This window comes from Serratia sp. JKS296, assembly GCF_900215445.1.
Classification (GTDB): Bacteria; Pseudomonadota; Gammaproteobacteria; order Enterobacterales; family Enterobacteriaceae; genus Serratia; species Serratia marcescens.
This window is the reverse complement of record NZ_OCMX01000001.1, coordinates 4,149,287-4,171,183: the sequence shown is the minus strand read 5'-3', so window position 1 is coordinate 4,171,183 and position 21,897 is coordinate 4,149,287. Positions and strand designations below refer to the sequence as shown.

Annotated in this window: 22 protein-coding genes; 14 read left to right on the top strand and 8 right to left on the bottom strand. The window is 60.9% G+C overall.

Annotated elements, in window-relative coordinates; translation table 11 throughout:
* Positions 1-7 precede the first annotated feature (7 nt).
* Positions 8-742 (top strand): phosphoadenylyl-sulfate reductase, encoded by a 735-nt coding sequence (locus CRO23_RS20095; protein WP_016929052.1) that lies wholly within the window; start codon positions 8-10, stop codon positions 740-742.
* 55 nt (positions 743-797) lie between these two features.
* Here the strand turns inward: CRO23_RS20095 and CRO23_RS20090 are convergent, their stop codons facing one another.
* Positions 798-1,868 carry an aminopeptidase gene (locus CRO23_RS20090; RefSeq protein ID WP_028127845.1) on the bottom strand — a complete coding sequence of 357 codons (1,071 nt, stop codon included), beginning with the start codon at positions 1,866-1,868 and terminating at the stop codon, positions 798-800.
* Positions 1,869-2,128: 260 nt separating this feature from the next.
* Between CRO23_RS20090 and cysG the strand changes: the two genes are divergently transcribed.
* From cysG to CRO23_RS20065, 5 genes are all read left to right on the top strand, one after another.
* Positions 2,129-3,559 (top strand): siroheme synthase CysG, encoded by a 1,431-nt coding sequence (gene cysG, locus CRO23_RS20085; RefSeq protein ID WP_097102741.1) that lies wholly within the window; start codon positions 2,129-2,131, stop codon positions 3,557-3,559.
* A 22-nt stretch (positions 3,560-3,581) separates the two neighbouring features.
* Positions 3,582-4,490, top strand: coding sequence for a sulfate adenylyltransferase subunit CysD (cysD, locus tag CRO23_RS20080; protein WP_004932620.1), 909 nt, complete (start codon positions 3,582-3,584; stop codon positions 4,488-4,490).
* An 11-nt stretch (positions 4,491-4,501) separates the two neighbouring features.
* On the top strand, positions 4,502-5,929 hold the full coding sequence (gene cysN, locus CRO23_RS20075) for a sulfate adenylyltransferase subunit CysN (RefSeq protein WP_016929049.1): 1,428 nt from the start codon (positions 4,502-4,504) through the stop codon (positions 5,927-5,929).
* Positions 5,868-6,557 carry an adenylyl-sulfate kinase gene (gene cysC / locus CRO23_RS20070; protein ID WP_079450100.1) on the top strand — a complete coding sequence of 230 codons (690 nt, stop codon included), beginning with the start codon at positions 5,868-5,870 and terminating at the stop codon, positions 6,555-6,557. The genes cysN and cysC overlap by 62 nt, the downstream gene beginning before the upstream one ends.
* A gap of 84 nt (positions 6,558-6,641) precedes the next feature.
* Positions 6,642-6,968, top strand: a complete 327-nt coding sequence (locus CRO23_RS20065) for a DUF3561 family protein (protein ID WP_016929047.1) — start codon at positions 6,642-6,644, stop codon at positions 6,966-6,968.
* 52 nt (positions 6,969-7,020) lie between these two features.
* Here CRO23_RS20065 and CRO23_RS20060 read toward each other — a convergent pair whose 3' ends face one another.
* From CRO23_RS20060 to CRO23_RS20050, 3 genes are all read right to left on the bottom strand, one after another.
* The gene (locus CRO23_RS20060) at positions 7,021-7,743 is read right to left on the bottom strand and encodes an amino acid ABC transporter ATP-binding protein (RefSeq protein ID WP_016929046.1); all 723 of its coding nucleotides are present in this window, start codon (positions 7,741-7,743) and stop codon (positions 7,021-7,023) included.
* Positions 7,727-8,446 carry an amino acid ABC transporter permease gene (locus CRO23_RS20055; RefSeq protein ID WP_042706788.1) on the bottom strand — a complete coding sequence of 240 codons (720 nt, stop codon included), beginning with the start codon at positions 8,444-8,446 and terminating at the stop codon, positions 7,727-7,729. Before CRO23_RS20055 ends, CRO23_RS20060 begins: the two co-directional genes overlap by 17 nt.
* A 114-nt stretch (positions 8,447-8,560) precedes the next feature.
* The gene (locus CRO23_RS20050) at positions 8,561-9,331 is read right to left on the bottom strand and encodes a basic amino acid ABC transporter substrate-binding protein (RefSeq protein ID WP_015376687.1); all 771 of its coding nucleotides are present in this window, start codon (positions 9,329-9,331) and stop codon (positions 8,561-8,563) included.
* A 403-nt stretch (positions 9,332-9,734) separates the two neighbouring features.
* On the opposite strand from CRO23_RS20050, the gene ftsB reads away from it, so the two are divergent.
* The 8 genes from ftsB to rpoS all read left to right on the top strand — a co-directional run bounded on the left by ftsB (position 9,735) and on the right by rpoS (position 16,040).
* Complete coding sequence (ftsB, locus tag CRO23_RS20045) at positions 9,735-10,055, top strand: cell division protein FtsB (RefSeq protein ID WP_016929043.1); 321 nt, start codon at positions 9,735-9,737, stop codon at positions 10,053-10,055.
* Between the two features lie 3 nt (positions 10,056-10,058).
* On the top strand, positions 10,059-10,766 hold the full coding sequence (gene ispD, locus CRO23_RS20040; RefSeq protein ID WP_097102739.1) for a 2-C-methyl-D-erythritol 4-phosphate cytidylyltransferase: 708 nt from the start codon (positions 10,059-10,061) through the stop codon (positions 10,764-10,766).
* A gap of 10 nt (positions 10,767-10,776) precedes the next feature.
* A complete protein-coding gene (gene ispF, locus CRO23_RS20035) occupies positions 10,777-11,250 on the top strand; it encodes a 2-C-methyl-D-erythritol 2,4-cyclodiphosphate synthase (RefSeq protein WP_097102737.1) in 474 nt (157 codons plus the stop codon).
* Between the two features lie 4 nt (positions 11,251-11,254).
* Positions 11,255-12,301, top strand: coding sequence for a tRNA pseudouridine(13) synthase TruD (truD, locus tag CRO23_RS20030; RefSeq protein WP_097102735.1), 1,047 nt, complete (start codon positions 11,255-11,257; stop codon positions 12,299-12,301).
* Complete coding sequence (gene surE, locus CRO23_RS20025) at positions 12,282-13,043, top strand: 5'/3'-nucleotidase SurE (RefSeq protein WP_015376691.1); 762 nt, start codon at positions 12,282-12,284, stop codon at positions 13,041-13,043. The genes truD and surE overlap by 20 nt, the downstream gene beginning before the upstream one ends.
* Positions 13,037-13,663 carry a protein-L-isoaspartate(D-aspartate) O-methyltransferase gene (locus CRO23_RS20020; RefSeq protein ID WP_004932585.1) on the top strand — a complete coding sequence of 209 codons (627 nt, stop codon included), beginning with the start codon at positions 13,037-13,039 and terminating at the stop codon, positions 13,661-13,663. The genes surE and CRO23_RS20020 overlap by 7 nt, the downstream gene beginning before the upstream one ends.
* Positions 13,664-13,988: 325 nt before the next feature.
* The gene (gene nlpD, locus CRO23_RS20015; RefSeq protein ID WP_015376692.1) at positions 13,989-14,987 is read left to right on the top strand and encodes a murein hydrolase activator NlpD; all 999 of its coding nucleotides are present in this window, start codon (positions 13,989-13,991) and stop codon (positions 14,985-14,987) included.
* Positions 14,988-15,041: 54 nt separating this feature from the next.
* Positions 15,042-16,040, top strand: a complete 999-nt coding sequence (rpoS, locus tag CRO23_RS20010; RefSeq protein WP_004932578.1) for an RNA polymerase sigma factor RpoS — start codon at positions 15,042-15,044, stop codon at positions 16,038-16,040.
* Positions 16,041-16,119: 79 nt separating this feature from the next.
* On the opposite strand, the gene mutS is transcribed toward rpoS, so the two are convergent.
* The 4 genes from mutS to CRO23_RS19990 all read right to left on the bottom strand — a co-directional run bounded on the left by mutS (position 16,120) and on the right by CRO23_RS19990 (position 21,793).
* The gene (gene mutS, locus CRO23_RS20005) at positions 16,120-18,675 is read right to left on the bottom strand and encodes a DNA mismatch repair protein MutS (protein ID WP_097103135.1); all 2,556 of its coding nucleotides are present in this window, start codon (positions 18,673-18,675) and stop codon (positions 16,120-16,122) included.
* A gap of 311 nt (positions 18,676-18,986) precedes the next feature.
* Complete coding sequence (locus CRO23_RS20000) at positions 18,987-19,979, bottom strand: hypothetical protein (protein ID WP_170913140.1); 993 nt, start codon at positions 19,977-19,979, stop codon at positions 18,987-18,989.
* A gap of 29 nt (positions 19,980-20,008) precedes the next feature.
* Positions 20,009-20,980: an aldo/keto reductase gene (locus CRO23_RS19995; protein ID WP_097102732.1), complete on the bottom strand. Its 972-nt coding sequence runs from the start codon at positions 20,978-20,980 to the stop codon at positions 20,009-20,011.
* 12 nt (positions 20,981-20,992) lie between these two features.
* Complete coding sequence (locus CRO23_RS19990) at positions 20,993-21,793, bottom strand: SDR family NAD(P)-dependent oxidoreductase (RefSeq protein WP_049300195.1); 801 nt, start codon at positions 21,791-21,793, stop codon at positions 20,993-20,995.
* Between the last annotated feature and the right edge of the window lie 104 nt (positions 21,794-21,897).

Sequence of the window (21,897 nt, the reverse complement as noted above, 5' to 3'; positions counted from 1 at the left end):
AGACAACATGGCTGAATTCGATCTGGCGGCGCTGAACGCGTTGCCCAAATCCGGGCAGGCGCTGGCATTAGCGGTGGTCAATGGCCAACTGGAGACCCTCAGCGCCGAACAGCGCGTTGCATGGGCGCTGGAGCATCTGCCCGGCGAATTCGTACTCTCGTCCAGTTTCGGCATTCAGGCGGCGGTATGCCTGCACCTGGTGACGCGTATCCGGCCGGATATCCCGGTGATCCTGACCGACACCGGTTATCTGTTCCCGGAAACCTATCGCTTTATCGATCAACTGACCGACCAACTGAAGCTGAATCTGCAGGTGTTCCGCGCGGAGCAGTCTCCCGCCTGGCAAGAGGCGCGCTATGGCAAACTGTGGGAGCAGGGCGTGGAAGGGATTGAAAAATACAACCAGATCAATAAGGTCGAGCCTATGAACCGCGCGCTGGAGACGCTGGGCGCGCAGAGCTGGTTCGCCGGCCTGCGGCGCGAGCAGTCAGGCAGCCGCGCCAATCTGCCGGTACTGGCGGTGCAGCGTGGGGTGTTCAAGATCCTGCCGATCATCGACTGGGACAACCGCAAGATTTACCAGTATCTGACCGAACACGGGCTGAGTTATCACCCGCTGTGGGAGCAGGGTTACCTGTCGGTCGGCGATACCCACACCACCCAGAAGTGGGAGCCGGGCATGAGCGAGGAAGAGACGCGTTTCTTCGGCCTGAAGCGCGAGTGCGGCCTGCACGAAGGCTAAACGGCGCGATCAACATGACAGGGCTCAGCAATGCTGGGCCCTGTTTTTTTGCGGGCTACTTTTTCTTCTGCGCTTTCGGCGGGTGCGCCTGCGCCAGCTCTTTGATCAGCGGCAGCAGGATCTGCACGCTGTCGCGGCTGCGTTTGTCGATCCGCCCCGGCAGGTAGCGATCCAGATACTGCAGATTGTCATACTGCGGACGGTGCCAGGTGATGCCCTGCGGGAAGTGCGGGCTGACGGCGCGCTGTTGGTAGCCATCTTTGTCGCCCAGCGACCAGTTGGTGGCCTCCACCGACAGCACCGGGATGCCAGCAGCGTCGAACACCTCTTGATCAGAGCAGCAGCCGGTGCCTTTCGGATGCTGTGCGCTGCCCGGATTGGTGGCGGCGGCGATGCCGTAGCGGTGGGCGATATCCAGCGCGCGATCGCGGGAACGCTTCGCCATTTGCGGCGGCGTGTTGCGCCCGGCGTTGAAATACAGACGATCGCCGGTGATCAGGCTGTCGAGGTTGATCACCAGCACGGTGTTGCTTTTCTCTTCCGCACTCATGCGTTGCAGGTAGTTCTGCGCCCCCAGTGAACCGATCTCTTCGGCGCTGGTGGCGACGAAGCGCAGGCCGTAGGCGGTGGGAATGTTCTTCAGGCGTTCCGCCAGTTCCAGCATCACGCCGATGCCGGAGGCGTTGTCGTCGACGCCCTGCAGCGTCAAGCCGCCGAGGTTGTTATCCAGATCCTCATCGCTCTGCGGCGTATAGGTGTCGAAGTGGGCGACGACCACGATCTGTTTTGGGCTGTCGCCGTTGCGGGCGGCGATCACCGAGCTGGCGGTGACGTTGTTCCAGTTCTTCTTGCCGTCTTTGCTGGTGTAGAGATAGCGCGTATTGACGCTGCGAATGTCGCTTTGGTAACCCATCTTGCTGAATTGCTGCTTCAGATAGTCGGCGGTGAGCAATTCTGCCGGGCTGCCCGCCATGCGGCCGGGGAAGTAAGTGGCGATGTGGCGGGTCTGTTCGGCGGCGAAACGGCCCATTGGCGCGTCTTTTACGGGCTGTGCGGCACAAACGCTGAAGACGCCGCCGAGTGCGAGGGCCAGCAGGCTGGTCTTCAGGTAAAAACGGGAAAACATACCGAAAAATCCTTCTTTGCTATCGGCGCTGCCGATCATTTTTCTTCGGCACCCAGTATGAGACGCCGGGCGGCATTACACAATTTCCCTGTCTCTTAATTTCGCACGAACGCGCAAACCGCCGCCGTGAGTATTACCGTTTGCTTCCTGCGTTGCGGCCTATATTCCATAAAGGAACTAATCATTCCTTTTCGTCATTTCAGAGGCTAAATCTCAGCCCGTATAGTCACACTATCTTTCTGTTATATGAAAAGGCTGTTGTGGACTATCTACCAATATTCGCCGACCTGAAACAACGCCCGGTGCTGGTCGTTGGCGGTGGTGACGTGGCTGCGCGCAAAGTCGATCTGCTTCAGCGCGCCGGGGCTGAAATACGGATAGTTGCGCAGTCGCTCTCACCGGAACTGGAACAACAACGTCAGCAAGGGCAGGTGCTCTGGCTGGGGAAAAGCTTTGATCCGCAGCAGTTGGACGACGTGTTTCTGGCGATCGCCGCCACGGACGACAACGCGCTGAACGCCGCGGTGTTCGCCGAGGCGGATAAACGCCGGGTGTTGGCCAACGTGGTGGACGATCAGCCGCGCTGCTCATTCATTTTCCCGTCGATCATCGATCGCTCGCCGCTGGTGGTGGCGGTGTCGTCCAGCGGCCAGGCGCCGGTGCTGGCGCGACTGCTGCGCGAAAAGCTGGAGGCGTTGCTGCCCGCCAGTTTGGGGCAGATGGCGCAGGTGGCGGGCCGTTGGCGCGGCCAGGTCAAACGGCGGTTGGCTTCGATCGGCGAACGTCGCCGTTTCTGGGAGAAAACCTTCGGCGGCCGTTTCGCCACGCTGGTGGCCAACGGCCAGACGGCGCAGGCGGAACGGCAGCTGGAGCAGGATTTACAACGCTTCGCCGCAGGCGATGAAGGCGCACAGGGCGAGATCGCCCTGGTGGGCGCCGGGCCGGGCGACGTGGGGCTGTTGACCCTGCGCGGGCTGCAGGTGATGCAGCAGGCGGACGTGGTGCTGTATGACCATCTGGTCAGCGGCGAGATCCTCGATCTGGTGCGCCGCGACGCCGAACGCATCTGCGTGGGCAAGCGCGCTGGCGCGCACTCGGTGATCCAGGAAGAGACCAACCGGCTGCTGGTGGAGCTGGCGCAGCAGGGCAAACGCGTGGTGCGCCTCAAGGGCGGCGATCCGTTCATCTTTGGCCGCGGCGGCGAAGAGCTGCAGGTGGCCGCCGCCGCCGGCATTCCGTTCCAGGTGGTGCCGGGCGTCACGGCCGCCGCGGGGGCGACCGCCTACGCCGGCATTCCGCTGACGCATCGCGATCACGCGCAGAGCGTGACCTTTATCACCGGCCACTGCCGTCCGGACGGCGATGGTCTGGACTGGGCCGATCTGGCCCGGGCGCGGCAGACGCTGGCTATCTACATGGGCACCATGAAGGCGGCGGACATCAGCCAACGTCTGATCGCCCACGGTCGCGACGCCGCGACGCCGGTAGCGGTGATCAGCCGCGGCACGCGCGCCGATCAGCAGGTGCAGATCGGCACGCTGGAACACCTGGAATACCTGGCCCAACGGGCGCCGCTGCCGGCGCTGCTGGTGATTGGCGAAGTGGTGGAACTGCACCGTCAAATCGCCTGGTTCGGGCATCAATCGCAGACGGAAGGGGCCGCGCGCCCGGCCGTCGTGAATTTGGCATAGGCAAGGCTTTTAAGGATCTGTTATGGACGAAAAACGACTCACTCATTTGCGGCAATTGGAGGCGGAGAGTATCCATATCATCCGTGAAGTCGCCGCTGAATTCGCCAACCCGGTGATGCTGTATTCCATCGGCAAAGACTCTTCCGTGATGCTGCATTTGGCGCGCAAGGCGTTCTTCCCCGGCACGCTGCCGTTCCCGCTGCTGCATGTCGATACCGGCTGGAAGTTCCGCGAAATGTACGAATTCCGCGATCGCACCGCGAAGGAGTACGGCTTCGAGCTGCTGGTGCATAAAAACCCGGAAGGGGTGGCGATGGGCATCAACCCGTTCGTGCACGGCAGCGCCAAGCATACCGATATCATGAAAACCGAGGGCCTGAAGCAGGCGTTGAACAAGTACGGTTTCGACGCTGCCTTCGGCGGTGCGCGGCGCGACGAGGAGAAATCGCGCGCCAAAGAGCGCATCTATTCGTTCCGCGATCGCTTCCACCGCTGGGATCCGAAAAACCAGCGGCCGGAGCTGTGGCACAACTACAACGGCCAGATCAACAAAGGGGAGAGCATCCGCGTGTTCCCGCTGTCGAACTGGACCGAGCTGGATATCTGGCAGTACATCTTCCTGGAAAAGATCGACATCGTGCCGCTGTACCTGGCGAAACCTCGCCCGGTGGTGGAGCGCGACGGCATGCTGATGATGGTGGACGACGATCGCATCGATCTGCAGCCGGGTGAAGTGATCAGCCAGCGCATGGTGCGTTTCCGCACCCTGGGGTGCTGGCCGCTGACCGGCGCGGTGGATTCGCAGGCGCAAACCCTGCCGGAGATCATCGAAGAGATGCTGGTCTCCACCACCAGCGAACGCCAGGGGCGGATGATCGATCGCGATCAGTCCGGCTCGATGGAGCTGAAAAAGCGTCAAGGGTATTTCTAAGGAGCCGCCGGATGAACAACGCAATTGCACAACAAATCGCTGACCAGGGCGGCGTCGAATCCTACCTGCACGCGCAGCAGCACAAGAGCCTGCTGCGCTTTCTGACCTGCGGCAGCGTCGATGACGGCAAAAGCACCCTGATTGGCCGCCTGCTGCACGATACCCGCCAGATCTACGAGGATCAGCTGTCGACGCTGCACAGCGACAGCAAACGCATCGGTACTCAGGGCGAAAAGCTCGACCTGGCGCTGCTGGTGGACGGTCTGCAGGCCGAGCGCGAGCAGGGCATCACCATCGACGTGGCCTATCGCTATTTCTCGACCGAAAAACGTAAATTTATCATTGCCGATACTCCGGGGCATGAGCAGTACACCCGCAACATGGCCACCGGCGCCTCGACCTGCGATCTGGCGATCCTGTTGATCGACGCGCGTAAAGGGGTGCTGGATCAGACTCGCCGCCACAGCTTTATCGCGACCCTGCTGGGCATTCGCCATCTGGTGGTCGCGGTAAACAAAATGGATCTGGTGGACTATCAGGAAGCGGTGTTCGAGCAGTTCAAACAGGATTACCTGACCTTCGCCCAGCAGTTGCCTGGCGATCTGGACATCAAGTTCGTGCCGTTGTCGGCGCTGGACGGCGACAACGTGGCGAGCGAAAGCGCCCATATGCCGTGGTACAGCGGCCCGACGCTGCTGGAAGTGCTGGAGAGCGTTGATGTGATCAGCGAGCGAGAAAACCAGCCGCTGCGTTTCCCGGTACAGTACGTCAACCGCCCGAACCTCGATTTTCGCGGTTATGCCGGCACGCTGTCCGCCGGCGTGGTGCGGGTGGGGCAACGCATCAAAGTGCTGCCTTCCGGCGTGGAGTCCAGCGTGGCGCGCATCGTGACTTTTGACGGCGATCTGCAAGAAGCGGTGCCGGGCGAGGCGATTACGCTGGTGCTGAAAGATGAAGTGGACATCAGCCGCGGCGATTTGCTGGTCGACGCCGGCGAAAACCTGCAGGCGGCGCAGAGCGCGCGGGTGGACGTGGTATGGATGGCCGAGCAGCCGCTGGTGCCGGGCCAGAGCTACGACATCAAGATCGCCGGCAAAAAGACCCGCGCCCGCGTGGAGAGCATCCGCCATCAGGTGGAGATCAACACGCTGGCGCAGCATCCGGCTGACACATTGCCGCTCAACGGCATCGGGTTGGTGGAGCTGACCTTCGACGAACCGCTGGTGCTGGACAGCTACCAGAGCAACCACGACACCGGCGGGCTGATCTTCATCGATCGCATGAGCAACGTGACGGTTGGCGCCGGTCTGGTGCGTGAAACGCTGCAGGCCGCATCGGCGGCGCGCGGAGAATTCAGCGCCTTCGAGCTGGAGCTGAATGCGCTGGTGCGCAAGCACTTCCCGCACTGGGGCGCCCGCGATCTGCTCGGTGGCCGATAAGGTGGCCGCTGAACTGAGGGCGACCGGGCCGGACGATGAGAACGTGGTTTGGCATCCGCACGCGGTCACGCGCGCGGATCGCGAAGCGCGCAACGGCCACCGCGGCGCGGTGCTGTGGTTTACCGGGCTGTCCGGCTCGGGCAAATCCACCGTCGCCGGCGCGCTGGAGCAAGCGCTGCATGGGCTTGGCGTCAGCACCTATCTGCTGGACGGCGATAACGTGCGCCACGGTTTGTGCCGCGATCTCGGTTTTTCCGACGAGGATCGGCGCGAGAACATCCGCCGGGTGGGGGAAGTGGCCAAACTGATGGTGGATGCCGGGCTGGTGGTGCTGACCGCGTTCATTTCGCCGCACCGCGCCGAGCGGCAACTGGTGCGCGAGATGCTCGGCGACGATCGCTTTATCGAGGTGTTCGTCGACACGCCGTTGGCGATCTGTGAGGCGCGCGATCCGAAGGGATTGTATAAGAAAGCGCGCGCCGGCGAGCTGCGCAATTTCACCGGTATCGACGCGGTTTATGAGGCGCCGCAGCAGCCGGAAATCCACCTCGACGGCCAACAATTGGTAACAAATTTGATTGCGCAATTGTTAGACGTGTTGCGTGGTCAGGCTATTATCAAACCCTGAATTCAAAAAAAGCGTGTGGCGTTTTTCGCCATGCGCTTTTTACTCTAAGCCGCCGCAGAGCGAGCCGAATAACCAGGGATCACTATGCAAAATGTCACGCCTATCTTGATCGACTCCAAGCAGTCAAAACAGGAGAGAGAGGAGCCTTCTTATTCTTTCCTGGGCGGCGTCAGCGGCTTTGTTTTCTACTGGCTGGCGTTCGCGTTGCCGTTTCTGGTTTACGGTTCCAACACGCTGTTTTTCCTGCTCTATACCTGGCCGTTTTTCCTGGCGCTGATGCCGCTGTCGGTGCTGATCGGCATCACTCTCAGCATGCTGCTGCGCGGCCGTCTGATCTTGACGCTGCTGCTGACCGGCGCCGTTGTGCTGTGCCTGTTCTGGCTGGTGTTCAGCTTCCTGACCGGGTGGTGAGAGAGTGGGCGCCGATGCCGGCGCCCGCAGGATTGCAAAGCCGTGCCGAAGGTTACAAAACTTTGCTCAAAAATGCCTGAGTGCGCGGATTGGACGGGTGACTGAAGATCTGCTGCGGCTGCCCCTCTTCCTGAATGATCCCCTGATCGATAAACAGTACCCGGTCGGCCACCTCGCGGGCAAAGCCCATCTCATGCGTCACCACCACCATGGTCATGCCCTCGAGGGCCAGTGATTTCATCACCGCCAACACTTCGCCCACCAGCTCAGGATCGAGCGCGGAGGTCGGTTCGTCGAACAACATGATCTTCGGCTCCATCGCCAGCGCGCGGGCGATGGCCACCCGCTGCTGCTGGCCGCCGGACAGACTGTTGGGATAGGCGTCGATCTTGTCGAGCAGGCCAACCTTGAGCAGCAGCTGCTCGGCTTGTGCGATGGCTTCAGCGCGCGGCTGTTTCTTCACGCTCACCGGCGCCATGATGATATTTTCCAACACCGTCATGTGTGGGAACAGGTTGAAGCGCTGGAACACCATGCCCACGCTTTCACGCATTTTGTTCAGGTCGGTTTTCTGATCGTGGACGGCGAAGCCGTTCACCTCGATCTCGCCGCCGGAGAGCGTTTCCAGCGCATTGATGCAGCGCAGGAAGGTGCTTTTTCCCGAGCCGGAAGGGCCGATGACGCACACGACTTCGTTGGCGGCGATCTGGCAAGAAATGCCGCGCAGCACGTGGCTTTCGCCGAACTGTTTTTGCAGGTTATGTACGCGAATCACTTTTACCGAACCTCTTTTCCATGTGCTGCACCAGCAGCGAGAGCAGGAAGGTGATGACCCAATAGACCAGCGAAATGGTCAGATAGGGCTCCCAGTAGGTGGCGTAGGCGCCGGAGACGGTGCGGGCGGCATAGGCCAGATCCGCCAGGCCGATGGCGGAGGCCAGCGACGAATCCTTGACGATGGCGATGGCGTTGTTGCCCAGCGGCGGCAGCATGCGGCGGAAAGCCTGCGGCAGGATCACCTGACGCATGGTCTTGCCATAGCTCATGCCCAGCGAGCGCGATGCCTCCATCTGGCCGCGATCGATCGACTGGATCCCGGCGCGGAAGATTTCCGACACATAGGCGCCGGCGTTGAGCGTGATCGCCACCACGCAGGAGAGAAAGGCGCCGTAGTCGGCGCGCAGCGCGCGAGCGAAATCGACGCTCATCAGGCCGCTGGTGACCAGCAGACCGTCACGCGGGTTGATGAACAGCGGCACCAGCGCGAAGTGCACCACCATGATCTGCACGAACAGCGGCGTGCCGCGAAAGGCGCTGATGTAGATGCGCACCGGCCACTGAACGCCGTAATGCAGGATGGGTTTCCAGATGCCGTGCGGCGCCTGCGCCAAACGGCCCAGCCCGAGGATCAAGCCCCAGGTGGTGCCCAGCAGCACGCAGATAATGGTGCATTTGATGGTCATCCAGGCGCCTTCCATAAACAGCGGCGCGTATTCCTGGATGATCTCCCAGCGGAAGTTCAAGGGGTATTCCTTCTTGGTAGGCTGAAACGGTGGCGCGCCGACGCTCTTGCGGGCGCCGGCGACTGGGGATTATTCCGCCGGCAGCGTCGGTACGTTACTGTCGAACCAGGTTTGGTAGATCTTGGCGTAGGTGCCGTCGGCGACGATTTTCTTCAGGCCGGCGTTGATCTTGTTGCGCAGTTCATCGTTGCCTTTGGCGACGGCGATGCCGAAATATTGGCGCTCGAACTTGGCGTCGGGCACCAGCTTGAAGGCTTTCTCAGGGTGGGTTTTGATATAGAACTTGGCCACGCCGACGTCGCCGACCGCCGCGCCGATGCCGTCTTCATACAGCTCCTGCAGCATCAGCGGGGTGTTGTCAAAGCGCTTGATGGCGGTGCTGTTTTTACCCAGCGCGTCGGACACCACGATGTCGCCGGTGCTGGAGTTTACCACGCCGACCTTCAGCGCTTTCAGCGCGGCGATGGAGTCCACCGTCGAGTCTTGCGGCACCACGATAGCCTGCTCAGCCGGGAAGTAAGGCGCTGAGAAATCAACCATTTGCTTGCGCTTGTCGGTGATGGTGATGCCGGAAATGATGATGTCGCGATCGCCGGAGTTCAGCGTGGCGAAGATCCCTTCCCACGGCGTATTGATCAGTTTGATTTGGAAGCCTTCAGCCTTGGCCACCGCCTTGATGATGTCGATGTCGAAACCTTCCAGCTGCTTTTGGCTGTTTTCAAATTCGAACGGCCGATAGGTGCCGCCGGAGCCGACGACGTAGGTTGGTTCAGCCGCCAACGCGGCGATGGAGAAGGTGGCGGCCAGGCAGGCGCCGATCAGAACTAAACGTTTTAACATCGCGATCCCCGATAATGAATGGTTATATATTGGAATTATTTATGCACTATTAGTGCATAAAAATAAGCTTCAATGAATGAAAGTGCAACCGCTGCATGAGGATTATTCTCTCTATGGTGTTAAATATTCACTTTTTGCTTTGCTGTGGCGTAAGCGATGGGTCAGGAAGCGGTGATGCAGTGATTCTTGCTGCATAATGGAGGTGGGGCAGCGTGTGTCTCATTGGAAAACGCGGCGCGCGCGCCGAGCCAAAGGGGCGTTTTTTGCCGCTTTCACAGCGGAATTAGGCGATAAACACGGGAACCCTTCATCCGTATTCTGAATTTGGCGCTGAAATGCCGCTCTCAGTGTGGAGTCCAACGAGAAGTTGTGGGATGATTGGTCGGTTTTTCAGGGGGCGGAGATGGGAAAACTTACGCTGCTATTGCTGGCATTGCTCGGTTGGTTACAGTATTCACTGTGGCTGGGCAAAAATGGTATTCACGATTACGTGCGGGTCAATGAAGACGTTGCGGTCCAGCAGGGCAACAACGCCAAGTTGAAAGCGCGTAACGATCAGCTGTTTGCCGAAATCGATGATTTGAACGGCGGACAGGAAGCGATCGAAGAGCGTGCGCGTAATGAGCTGGGCATGATCAAGCCCGGTGAGACTTTCTATCGTCTGGTTCCTGACCAATCCAGACGCAACGCGGCGTCTTCTTCGCAAAACAACGCACAAAAATAACGCATGAATCACTCCGCAGGTACCTTTCCCTCGGTGATTGCCGTCCTGCCCGCTGCCGGTATCGGCAGCCGCATGCAGGCGGAATGCCCGAAGCAATATTTAACCATCGGCCGGCACAGCATCGTCGAACACGCCATTCACGCCCTGTTGCGCCACCCGCGCATTGAACGGGTGATCGTGGCGATCGGCCCCGAAGATCGCCAGTTCGAACAGTTGCCGATCGCCCAGGATCCGCGGGTGATCGTCACCGAAGGCGGCAAGCAGCGCGCCGATTCGGTGATGGCCGGGCTGAAACTGGCGGGTGATGCGGACTGGGTGCTGGTGCATGACGCCGCGCGCCCCTGCCTGCACGCCGACGATCTCGAGCGTCTGCTGGCGATCACCGCACATAGCAAGGTCGGCGGCATTCTCGCCGCGCCGGTGCGCGACACCATGAAACGCGCCGAACCCGGCCGCGAAACCATCGCCCACACCGTCGAACGGCAGGATCTGTGGCATGCGCTGACGCCGCAGCTGTTTCCGCTGCCGCTGCTCAAGCTGTGCCTGCAGCGCGCGCTGGATGAAGGCGCGAACGTCACCGACGAAGCCTCGGCGCTGGAACATTGCGGCTATCATCCGCTGCTGATCGCCGGCCGGGCGGACAACATTAAAGTAACGCGGCCGGAGGATTTGGCGCTGGCGGCGTTCTATTTGACCCAGTTAGACAATTAAGGAGCGCATCATGCGTATCGGTCACGGTTTTGATGTACATAAATTCGGCGGCGAAGGCCCGTTGGTGATCGGTGGTGTTCGCATCCCTTACGACAAAGGCTTGCTGGCCCACTCCGATGGTGACGTCGCGCTGCATGCCGCCACCGACGCCCTGTTGGGGGCGGCGGCGCTGGGCGATATCGGCAAGCTGTTCCCCGATACCGATCCGGCTTTCAAGGGCGCGGACAGCCGCGAGCTGCTGCGCGAAGCCTGGAAACGCATCCGCGCCAAAGGGTTCCGCCTCGGCAACCTCGACATCACGATTATTGCCCAGGCGCCGAAAATGGCGCCGCACATCCCGCAGATGCGCGTCTTCCTGGCGGAAGATTTGCAGTGCCATATGGATGACGTCAACGTGAAGGCCACGACCACCGAGCAGCTCGGTTTCACCGGGCGCGGCGAGGGCATCGCGTGCGAAGCGGTCGCCTTGCTGATCAAGGAATAACCGCATGGATATGGCGAATCTGACCTGGCTGCATGGCCGGCCGCAGAGCACCGGGGTGTTGAAAGCCAATCCGGAAGATTTCGTGGTGGTCGAAGATCTGGGCTTTGCGCCGGACGGCGAAGGCGAGCACGTGCTGGTGAATATCCGTAAAAACGGCTGCAATACCCAGTTCGTGGCCGATTACCTGGCGCGCTTCGCCGGCATTCACGCCCGTTCTGTCAGCTATGCCGGTTTGAAGGATCGCCACGCGGTGACCGAGCAGTGGTTCTGCCTGCATATGCCGGGTAAGGACACGCCGGATTTCTCCCGGTTTACGCTGGAAGGCTGCGAGGTGCTCTCGTCTGCCCGCCACCTGCGTAAAATGCGCATCGGCAACCTGAAGGGCAACCACTTTACGTTGGTGCTGCGCCAGATTTCCGATCGGCAGGACGTGGAACGTCGCCTGCAGGCCATCGCTGCGCAGGGCGTGCCGAACTACTTCGGCAGCCAGCGTTTCGGCCGCGGCGGCAACAATCTGGCGATGGCGCGCCGCTGGGCGAATGATGAAATTCGTGTCAAAGAGCGCAGCAAGCGCAGTTTCTATCTGTCCGCCAGCCGCAGCGCGCTGTTCAATCTGATCGCGAGCCAACGCCTGGCTGACGGCCTGCAGCGCACCGCGCTGGAGGGGGACGCCCTGCAGCTGAGCGGCCGCGGCAGCTGGTTCGTCGCCAAAGCCGATGAGCTGGAGGCATTGCAGCAGCGGCTGGATGCCGGTGAGCTGGTGGTTACGGCTCCCTTACCGGGCGACGGTGAGCCAGGCACCGCCGGCCAAGCCTTGGCTTTTGAACAACAATGCTTGGCGGAACAGCCGGAATTGCTTACGCTTTTAAAGCGCGAGCGTGTCGACCCCGCTCGCCGGGCCCTGCTGTTGCAGCCGCAAAATTTGCAGTGGAACTGGTGGGATGACGTTACCGTAGAATTGCGCTTCTGGCTGCCGGCAGGCAGCTTCGCGACCAGCGTGGTGCGTGAAATTATGCAGCAGGATGACAGTGATGCGGATATTGCTGAGTAACGATGACGGCGTCAGCGCCCCGGGCATTCAGGTGCTGGCGGCGGCGCTGCGGGAATTCGCCGAAGTGCAGGTCGTGGCGCCGGATCGTAACCGCAGCGGCTCTTCCAACGCCTTAACGCTGGAGTCGCCGTTGCGCACGCAGACGCTGGCCAACGGGGATATTGCGGTGTTGCAAGGGACGCCGACCGACTGCGTTTACCTTGGCGTCAACGCATTGATGCGCCCGGCGCCCGATATCGTGGTCTCCGGCATTAATGCCGGGCCGAATTTGGGTGACGACGTTATCTATTCCGGCACCGTCGCGGCGGCGATGGAGGGCCGGCACCTGGGGCTGCCCGCGCTGGCGGTGTCTCTGAACGGTCACCAACACTACGCGACCGCAGCGGCCATTACCTGCCGCATCCTGCGCGCGCTGCAGCGTGAACCGTTACGTACCGGAAAAATCCTGAATATTAACGTACCGGATCTGCCGCTGGCTGAGATCAAAGGCCTGCGCGTTACCCGCTGCGGCAGCCGCCATCCTGCCGACAAGGTCTTCTGCCAGCAGGATCCGCGCGGACAAAATATCTACTGGATCGGGCCGCCTGGTGATAAATTTGATGCCGGGCCGGATACCGACTTTGCGGCGGTGGAACAAGGCTATGTGGCGATAACGCCGCTACAGGTGGATTTAACCGCCTACGCGGCGCAAGAAGTCGTGAAAACATGGTTAACCAAGGCAGAGGTTAGCGGGGAATGGTGAATAAGCGCATGCAAACATTGCTGACGCAGCTGCGGCAGCAGGGGATCCGGGACGAAAAGCTGCTGCGGGCGATCGAAGCGGTGCCGCGCGAGCGTTTTGTCGATGAAGCGCTGGATCACAAAGCCTACGAAAACACCGCATTGCCGATCGGTTCCGGTCAGACCATTTCCCAGCCTTATATGGTGGCGCGGATGACCGAGCTGCTGAATCTGAAGCCCACCTCAAGGGTGTTGGAGATCGGCACCGGTTCCGGTTATCAAACCGCTATCCTGGCACATCTGGTGCAACACGTTTGTTCCGTCGAACGCATCAAGGGGCTGCAGTGGCAGGCCAAGCGCCGCCTGAAACAGCTCGATCTTCACAATGTTTCCACCCGCCACGGCGACGGCTGGCAGGGGTGGGCGTCGCGCGGCCCGTTCGATGCGATCATCGTCACTGCCGCGCCGCCGGAGATCCCGCAGGCGCTGGTGGAGCAGCTGGACGATGGCGGCATTTTGGTGTTGCCGGTGGGCGAGCAGGCTCAAACCCTCAAACGCATTCAGCGTCATGGCAACGATTTCGTTGTCGATGCGGTCGAGGCGGTGCGCTTTGTGCCGTTGGTGAAAGGCGAATTGGCCTAGCGATTGTCTGAATTTTCGACCGTCTGCAAAATCTGTTGCACTTTCATCATGGCCGGATAAGGTTTTCTCGTTCCAATCAGGCTAATTTTCACTAGAATTGGCCTTTCTACGTAGTTGTCTTATGGTGCGGCAACGCCAATGTGGTTAGCATTGGCGCGCGTTTTGATGCTCCGGCGCGAGATGACCTGGCGTTCAGGGATCGGCCGGCGGCGCCTTTACATCGCAGAAACTGGGAAGTGGCAAAAGCTCGGCTACGATGTAAAGGGTATTTTGGATATATCACTGATATTGCTGTCATGGGGGAAGCATGAGCACGGGAAGCCCAATGATTACGTTACGCCGGGTAGCGGTGTGTACGATGGTAAGTTTGTGGTTGGCGGGTTGTACGAATACGGCCTCGACGTCGGCTCCTATCAGCAGCGTGGGGGGCGGCGGTGCCGCTCCATCCGGCAATAATAATGGCGGAGTGCAGCAGGCCAGCCCAGAGGGCCGCATTGTCTATAACCGCAGTTATAACGCCATCCCCAAAGGGAGCTACAGCGGCGGCGAAACTTATACGGTCAAGCGCGGCGACACGCTGTTTTATATTGCCTGGATCACCGGCAATGATTTCCGCGACCTGGCGCAGCGCAACAATATTCCCGAGCCATACAGCCTGAATGTTGGCCAAACCATTCAGCTTGGTAATGGTTCTGCCAACGGCGGCGGCGGCATGTTGGCGACGACAGACGCGACCAAAGGCGGTGTTCCGAAGCCACCTTCCAGCTCCCAGATCCAGACGGCAACGGTTGATTCTCAATCAACTAACGCGTATTCTGAAAACTCGGGTAAACAGAATGTAGGTAAGATGTTACCTGCAGCAGGTGCCGCAGCGGTTGGGACCGCGACTGCGCCTGTTACCGCGCCGGAAGCCGCTCCACCTGTGAGCAGCACCGTCAGCAACAGCGCTCCGGTCAGTACCTGGAGATGGCCGACTGACGGTAAGGTTATTGATAACTTTTCCTCATCAGAAGGTGGGAATAAGGGTGTCGATATCGCCGGTTCCCGTGGGCAGCCTATCTTCGCTACCGCCGATGGCCGCGTAGTGTATGCCGGCAACGCTTTACGGGGTTACGGTAATCTAATCATCATCAAACATAATGATGATTACCTGAGCGCCTACGCTCATAACGACACAATGCTGGTCCGGGAACAACAAGAAGTGAAGGCGGGTCAAAAAATAGCCACCATGGGTAGCACCGGTACCAGTTCAGTACGTTTGCATTTTGAAATTCGTTACAAGGGGAAATCCGTAAACCCGCTGCGTTATCTTCCGCAGCGATAGATTGGGCAGAATACGCTGAGATTCTGCTCGCGGTATCACGGGTAGGAGCAGCATATGAGCCAAAATACGCTGAAAGTTAACGAGTTACATGATGATGCGGATTTCGACGAGAATGGAGCTGAGGCCGAGTCGTTTGATGAAAAAGCGCTGGTAGAAGAAGAGACCAGCGAGAACGATTTAGCGGAAGAAGAGCTGTTGTCTCAAGGCGTTACGCAACGCGTATTGGATGCGACGCAGCTCTATCTGGGTGAGATCGGTTATTCACCTCTGCTGACCGCAGAGGAAGAAGTCTATTTTGCGCGGCGTGCTCTGCGCGGTGACGTGCCGTCCCGCCGCCGCATGATTGAAAGCAACCTGCGGCTGGTGGTGAAAATCGCTCGCCGCTACAGCAACCGCGGTCTGGCGCTGCTGGATCTGATCGAAGAGGGTAACCTCGGTCTGATTCGCGCAGTGGAAAAATTCGACCCGGAACGCGGTTTCCGCTTCTCCACTTATGCAACCTGGTGGATCCGTCAGACGATTGAACGGGCGATCATGAACCAAACCCGTACCATTCGTTTGCCTATCCATATCGTCAAAGAACTGAATGTCTATCTGCGCACCGCGCGCGAGCTTTCTCACAAGCTGGATCATGAACCGAGCGCTGAAGAAATTGCCGAGCAACTCGACAAGCCGGTTGATGACGTCAGCCGCATGCTGCGCCTGAATGAGCGCATCACCTCGGTGGATACGCCGCTGGGCGGGGATTCGGAGAAAGCGCTGCTGGACATTCTGGCCGACGAGAAGGACAACGGGCCTGAAGACACCACGCAAGATGACGATATGAAGCAAAGCATCGTCAAATGGCTGTTCGAATTGAACGCCAAACAGCGTGAAGTGTTGGCGCGTCGTTTCGGCCTGTTGGGCTATGAAGCGGCGACGCTGGAAGACGTGGGCCGGGAGATTGGCCTGACGCGCGAGCGCGTCCGTCAGATTCAGGTAGAAGGTCTGCGCCGTCTGCGTGAGATTTTGCAGATGCAGGGCCTGAGCATTGAGGCGCTGTTCCGCGAATAACGCCGGTTGTTGAACCGCATCAAATAAAAACGGTGAGCATGATGCTCACCGTTTTTTTATGCCCGCGTTTGGCGCCAGACTACACCATATTTTTCAGCCGGTAGATCCATTCCAGCGCCTGTCGCGGCGACAGGGAATCCGGATCCAGCGCCTCCAGGGCTTCTACCGCCGGCGAGGTCTCTTCCTGCAGCAGCATCATCTGGGTGGCGTCGACGCTGCCCGATGCGGTGTGGCTGGAAATAGACTCCAGCTCGCGCAGTTTCTGACGGGCGCGTTTGATGACGTCGCGCGGCACGCCGGCCAGCGCGGCGACCGCCAGGCCATAGCTTTTGCTGGCGGCACCGTCTTGCACGCTGTGCATGAAGGCGATGGTGTCGCCGTGTTCAAGCGCATCCAGATGCACGTTGACCACGCCTTCCATTTTCTCTGGCAGGGTCGTCAGCTCGAAGTAGTGGGTGGCGAACAGCGTCATCGCCTTGATGCGGTTGGCCAGGTTCTCGGCGCAGGCCCAGGCCAGCGACAGGCCGTCGTAGGTGGAGGTGCCGCGGCCGATTTCATCCATCAACACCAGGCTGTGCTCGGTGGCGTTGTGCAGAATGTTGGCGGTTTCGGTCATCTCCACCATGAAGGTGGAGCGGCCGGAAGCCAGATCGTCCGCCGCGCCGACGCGGGTGAAGATGCGATCCACCGGGCCGATGGTGGCCTTGGTGGCCGGCACGTAGCTGCCGATGTGCGCCATCAGCACAATCAGCGCCGTTTGCCGCATATAGGTGCTTTTACCGCCCATGTTCGGACCGGTTATGATCAGCATGCGGCGCTGCGGCGACAGGGTGAGCGGGTTGGAGATAAACGGCTCGCTCAGCACCTGCTCCACTACCGGATGGCGGCCTTCGGTAATGCGGATCCCCGGCTGCTCGCTCATGGTCGGGCAAGCGTAGTTCAGGGTATCGGCGCGCTCGGCCAGGTTGGCCAGCACGTCCAGCTCGGCCAGCGCGGCGGCGCTTTGTTGCAGTTCCGCCAGGTGCGGCAGCAGCAGATCGAATAGCTCGTCGTACAGGCTTTTCTCGATCGCCAGCGCCTTACCCTTGGAGGTGAGCACTTTGTCTTCGTACTCTTTCAGTTCCGGGATGATGTAGCGCTCGGCGTTTTTCAGCGTCTGACGGCGTACATAGTGGATCGGCACCAGGTGGCTCTGACCGCGGCTGACCTGAATATAATAGCCGTGTACGCCGTTGAAGCCGACCTTGAGCGTATCCAGCCCCAACTTTTCACGCTCGCGGATTTCCAGCCGATCGAGATAGTCGCTGGCGCCGTCGGCCAGTGCCCGCCACTCGTCCAGTTCGCTGTTGTAACCGGGGGCGATCACGCCGCCATCGCGCACCAGCACCGGCGGTGATTCAATGACCGCGCGTTCCAGCAGTTCGCGCAGTTCGTCGAACTGGCCTACCTGCGACAGCAGCTGCTGCACGTGCGGCGTTTTCACATCCTGCAGCAGCGCGCGGATGTCCGGCAGTTGCTGGAAAGCATGGCGCATGCGCGCCAGATCTCGCGGCCGGGCGGTGCGCAGTGCCAGACGCGCCAAAATACGTTCCTGATCGCCTACCTGACGCAGCGAAGGCTGCAGATCCGCGAACAGCTCCTGCAATGCACCGATCGCCTGCTGGCGGGCAGTCAGGACCTTGATGTCGCGGGTTGGCATGTGCAGCCAGCGTTTCAGCATGCGGCTGCCCATCGGCGTGACCGTACGATCGAGGATCGCCGCCAGCGTGTTGTCGCTGCCGCCGGACAGGCTCTGCGTCAGCTCCAGGTTGCGGCGGGTGGCGGCATCCATGATGATGCCGTCCTGCTGGCGTTCCATGGTGATGCCACGAATGTGCGGCAGCGAAGTGCGTTGGGTATCTTTGACGTACTGCAGCAGGCAGCCGGCGGCGCGCAGCGCCTGGTGCGCCTGTTCGACGCCGAAGCCGGTCAAGTCGCGGGTGCCGAACTGCAGGTTGAGCTGCTGACGCGCTGTCTCCAGCTCGAATTCCCACAGCGGGCGGCGGCGCAGGCCGTGGCGCTGTTCGATCAGCGCCATGTGTTCAAAGGTTTCCGGATAGAGCAGCTCGGCCGGATTGGTGCGCTGCAGCTCGGCGGCCATGGTTTCCAGATCCTGCGGCTCGGCGACGCGGAAGCGGCCGGAGCTGACGTCCAGCGTGGCGTAGCCGAAGCCGCGCGCGTCCTGCCAGATCGCCGCCAGCAGGTTATCCTGGCGCTCTTGCAGCAGCGCTTCGTCGGTGATGGTGCCGGGGGTGACGATGCGCACCACTTTGCGTTCGACCGGCCCTTTACTGGTGGCCGGATCGCCGATCTGCTCGCAGATGGCGACGGATTCGCCGAGCTGCACCAGCTTGGCCAGGTAGTTCTCCACCGCGTGGTGCGGCACGCCGGCCATCGGGATCGGCTCGCCCGCCGAGGCGCCGCGTTTGGTCAGCGAGATATCCAGCAGTTGAGAAGCGCGCTTGGCGTCGTCGTAAAATAGCTCGTAGAAGTCGCCCATGCGGTAGAACAGCAGGATTTCAGGATGCTGAGCCTTGAGGCGCAGGTACTGCTGCATCATCGGCGTGTGCGAATCGAGTTTATCGGTGCTATTCATGCGATTATTTTTCCAATCCATTGAATGTAAAGGGAACTGTGATTTTCATTGTCGTCATTCGCTATCACATTGTTTCAGCAGGCGTCGCCCCATTCAGCGCTTGGCGGGCGGCGCAAATCAAATCATCAAAACGCCAAACGGCGCGCTCAAACCCGAGGTTTGCACAGACGCTTATACTAGCCCAGCGGGCAATCGGCTGTCACAGGTAAAAATGGGAAGTGCTGCGCAAGGCCGGTTTGCAACGAAGCGAGATTGTCGTTCGCCTGCGGGCAACAACGCAAGTGTCGCCGCCCGTTGAGGCGGCGTAGAGTTTATTTTGCGGCGGTGAGAGGCAAGGGCAGTTGATAGAGGCGGAAACTGTCGGGCACTTCGGTTTCATGGCCGGGCAGCAGGCGGTGGCGGATGCGCGACTCGCTGACGAAGGCGCAGCCTTGCGGAGTGATAGTGAGGTTGACCGGCGATTCCATGCCTTCGCGCAAGACCTCAATCCGGTGCGTGCCTGCCGCCTTGGGAGACGGGATCCGCAGGATCCGCCCCTGCCCGCTTTGGATCCCATTCTCCAGCACAATCAGTGCGCCGTCCGGCGCCAATCCCATCCCGTCCGGGTTTTCAATCAGGCGCGGCAGTCGCATTTCCGTCAGCTGCGGCTTTGGAGCGTTATAACTGAGGGTGTAGAGCTTACCGGTGCCGAAATTGGCGACTGCCATCAGCCGGTCGTCGAGCAGCACGATCCCGGCGGCCCCCAGCCCGCTGGGAGCCGCTAGTTGCGGATCCTGATATAGCGTACGGAATGCCGCTTCGCCTGGCCGCAGGCGCAGGATGCCGCCGCCGCGGGTTTCCGTCACATACACCGTACCGTCTGCGCCGAGCACGATATCGTTGCCCATTTCTCCCGCCGGCAGCGCCAGGCTGCGGTTGAGCGTGCCATCCGCGACGTTCAGCGCATAGATGCGGTTGGCGCGCGTTTTGCCGCCGGAGAGAAAGTCCGGCGAATTGCCCCACAGCAGCCCGCGCCGTTCGTCCAGCCGTAGCGCGTTTGAGGCGAACACCGTGTCGGCGCCGGGGAAAAAGGTTTCCCACGCTTGACCCGGCCGCTTGCGCAGCACGTTGCCGCTGGTGATCAGGCCGACATACAGCGTACCGTCCGTCGCGCGGGCGATGCCGTTGGGGTAAAGCGCGCCAGGCGGCAGCGTCATGCTGCTTTCTGTGCAGTCTGCGCTGGCGGCGGCCTGCGCCGGAACGCTAAGGGTGAATGCGGCAGCGAGGGCGAGCAACGCCGCTCGCGCGGTAACAGCGTATGACATGTTTATCTCCGGGAATGGGGGAAAGGGGGCTACCAGCGCTCAGGGCGGGCAGCGTGCGCCATTGGCGCCTCCAGCGCGGCCACGTCTTCCGGTGATAGCCTGAGCTCGAGCGCCGCCAGCGCATCCTGCAGATGGTGCGGCTTGGACATGCCCACCAGCGGCGACGCCACGCCGGGTTTGGCCAACAGCCAGGCCAGCGCGATTTGCGCCGGTGGAACGCCGCGCGCGGCCGCCACCTCCGCTACCGCTGCGACGGTGCGTTCCACTTCGTGTCTGCCGCCGTACCAACGGGGCGCCTGTTCGTCGGTGGCGGCGCGCAGCGTGCCGGCGTTGCCGGAACCGGCCAGCACGCCGCGGGCCAGCGGCGACCAGGGTGTCAGACCAAGCCCCTCCTCCAGGCACAGCGGGATCAGCTCCTCTTCATCTTCACGCGTCACCAGGTTGTATTGGCTTTGCAGCGAAATAAACGGCGCCAGGCGGTGCTGACGTTGAAAGGCCAGCATTTTCATCAGGCGCCAGGCGTGCAGCGAGGAGGCGCCGAGATAGCGGATCTTGCCCGCCCGCACCAGGCCGTCGAGGGTGTCGGCGGTTTCTTCGAGCGGCGTTTCGGTGTCGAAGCGGTGCAGCACGAACAGATCGAGGTAATCCGTTCCCAGCCGCTGCAAGGAGGCGTCGACGCTGTGCAGCAGGTGCTTGCGCGAGAGCCCCCGGCTGTTCGGCTGCGCGTCGATTGGAAAATAGGCCTTGGTGGCGATCACCACGTCTTCACGGCGGGCAAACGCCTTCAGCGCGCGGCCGAGAATGCGCTCGCTTTCTCCGCCGGAGTAAATGTTGGCGGTATCGAAAAAATTGATGCCCGATTCCAGCGCCTCGCGGATAAAGGGGCGCGCTTCGTCTTCCTTCAGCACCCAGGGCCGCCAGGCCGGATCGCCGTAGGTCATGCAACCCAGGCAGAGGCGAGACACTTTCAGGCCACTGTCGCCAAGCCGAACGTAGTTCATGGCCTCGTCTCCTCAACGCATGCCGGCGATGGTGTAACCGCCGTCCACCAGCAGGCTTTGGCCGGTGATGAAGCGGGCTTCGTCCGTCGCCAGCCACAGCGCCACATCGCCGATGTCTTCCGATTCGCCCAGGCGGCCGGCGGGCGTGTGGGCGATAAAGGGCGCGAAGGCCGCGCTGTCAGCCACGCTGCCGCGCGCCATCGGCGTGTCGATGATGCCGGGGTTGATGTTGTTGACGCGGATGCCCTGGCCGCTGTATTCGAGCGCCACTGCGCGGATCATCGCATCGAGCGCACCCTTGCTGGCGGAGTAGCTGGATGAGCCGGCCAGCGCGCCGTGGGTCAGCCAGGAGGAGGTGTTGATGATCACGCCGCCCGAGCGCTGAGCCAGAAAGGTTTCAATCTCGTATTTCATCGCCAGCCAGACGCCTCTGAGGTTAATGGCGATTACCCGGTCAAAATCCTCGCTGCTCTGTTCGGTGATGGGGGCGAAGTTGCCGATGATGCCGGCGTTGTTGAAGGCGACGTCGAGCCGGCCATAATGGGCGGTCACCGTGGCGATCAGTTGGCGGATATCGTCTTCCTGGGAGACGTCGGCCACGATGGGCAGGGCGTCGCCGCCGGCCAGCGCGATGTCGCGCGCCGTGGCTTCGATTTCCGCCGCGCGTCGGCCGGCCAGCGCGACTTTGGCGCCTTCGCGGGCATAGGCCAGCGCGGCGGCGCGGCCGATGCCGGTGCCGCCGCCGCTCACCAGTACGACTTTGCCCGCCAGACGGCGCGGCGTTTCATGAGTTGGAGCTGTAGCATTAATCATCGTATCGATACCTGGTAATGGGGTCGATCGCAATGCTATGTTGTTAGGTGACGGATAACTATCCGCTAAAAATTCATCTCACTATTAGATAATTTATATCAATA